Genomic DNA, 1,251 nt, shown 5'->3' with positions numbered 1-1,251 from the left:
CTGTATATAATTACAGTATGCAACGACTTCAAGCGTATCAATTTGAGCTAATGCCTCATGGTCAACAACAGCGCAAGATGCGGCGCTTTGCAGGTGCTTGTCGCTTCGTTTTCAATAAAGCATTGGCGTGGCAAAAAGAGCAGTACGCCTCGGATCCAACCATCCGATTCAGCTACACCGTCTTAGCAAACCTACTTCCGCTGTGGAAGCAAGATCCAAATCTTGCCTGGCTGAAAGAATCCCCAAGTCAAGCCTTACAGCAAACGCTGAAAGACCTAGAGCGTGCTTATATCAACTTTTTCTCTCAGCGTGCAAATTTCCCTCGTTTTAAGAAAAAGGGTCAATCAGATAGCTATCGCTATCCGCAAGGATGCAAGCTCGATCAACGCAATAGTCGTATCTTTCTCCCCAAGCTGGGTTGGATGCGCTATCGAAACAGCCGCGAAGTTTTGGGTGAAGTCAAAAACGTGACCGTCACTCACTCCTGTGCAAAGTGGTTTGTATCGATCCAGACGGAGCGAGAAGTTGAACCATCTTTGCCTCCAGCAACAACAGCGATCGGCATTGATGTTGGTGTTGTTCGATTTGCTACGATGAGCGATGGTAGTCACATCGAGCCAATCAACAGTTTTAAGAAGCACCAGGAACGACTCGCACGCTATCAGCGTCGCATGAGCCGCAAAGTCAAATTCAGCAACAATTGGCAGAAAGCAAAAACCAAAATCCAGAGGATCCATCGCGCAATCGCTCACGCTCGCAAAGACTACCTGCACAAAATCACAACGACGATCAGCCAAAACCACGCGCTCGTATGTATTGAGGATTTGCAGGTTCGGAATATGTCCAGGTCTTCCAAGGGCAATAGCGAAGAACACGGCAAAATGGTGAAACAGAAGTCGGGTCTAAACCGTGCGATTCTCGATCAGGGATGGGGTGAGTTTAGGCGGCAACTGGAGTACAAGATGACTTGGCGAGGAGGTATTTTGCTAGCCTTGCCACCCCACAACACCAGCCGTACCTGTCCGTGTTGTAGTCATGTATCGAAAGACAACCGCAAGACGCAAGCCAAGTTCGAGTGCGTTGAGTGTGGCTATGAGAATAACGCCGATCTGGTGGGTGCGATCAATATTTTAGAGCGAGGACATCGCTTGTTAGCCTGTGGAGAGTTGGGGCAGTCAGACCACTCTGTGAAGCAGGAACCCGCCGAAGTGACTCAAGCTCTAGCAGCCTGAGCTCAGTAGGAATCCCCGT

Annotated in this window: 1 protein-coding gene; it reads left to right on the top strand. The window is 49.2% G+C overall.

The window, feature by feature from the left end:
- Positions 1–17: 17 nt before the first annotated feature.
- Entirely contained in the window at positions 18–1,232 is a 1,215-nt protein-coding gene (locus tag B8983_RS13820) for an RNA-guided endonuclease InsQ/TnpB family protein (protein WP_143736202.1), read from the top strand.
- Positions 1,233–1,251 lie beyond the last annotated feature (19 nt).

This window comes from Polynucleobacter kasalickyi (assembly GCF_900176405.1).
Lineage (GTDB): Bacteria > Pseudomonadota > Gammaproteobacteria > Burkholderiales > Burkholderiaceae > Polynucleobacter > Polynucleobacter kasalickyi.
This window is presented reverse-complemented; position numbering and strand designations above follow the sequence as displayed.

Bases quoted from the DNA above. Each gene is read 5' to 3' on its own strand.
- B8983_RS13820 (WP_143736202.1), top strand. From the start codon at position 18: ATGCAACGACTTCAAGCGTATCAATTTGAGCTAATGCCTCATGGTCAA.